At 48.1% G+C, this 258-nt stretch carries 1 protein-coding gene; it reads left to right on the plus strand.

Features of this window, described 5'->3' with window-relative positions:
• Positions 1-258 (plus strand): condensation domain-containing protein (locus ACUYLD_RS25760; RefSeq protein ID WP_446676249.1); only part of this gene is annotated, 258 nt, incomplete at both ends.

Consider the following 258-nt stretch of genomic DNA (forward strand, 5'->3'; position numbering starts at 1 on the left):
ACGACCTTTGATTTGCACGGACGCTTCCAAGCGGATATTTTCCAAGATAGCTTGAATCATTTGGCGCAGCGGCATGAAATATTTAGAGCTAATTTCATCAGCGGTTGGCAGGATGAGCCTGTGCAGGTCATTTTCCGCCGTAAGGATGTTGGTTTCAGATGTGAAGATTTGCGTCATCTGAATGAGCAGGAGCGTGACGCGTATGTGAAGGAATTTATTCGCAAGGACAAGGCAGCCGGGTTCGATTTGTCCCGGGAT

This window comes from Paenibacillus sp. SER-28 (assembly GCF_052906305.1).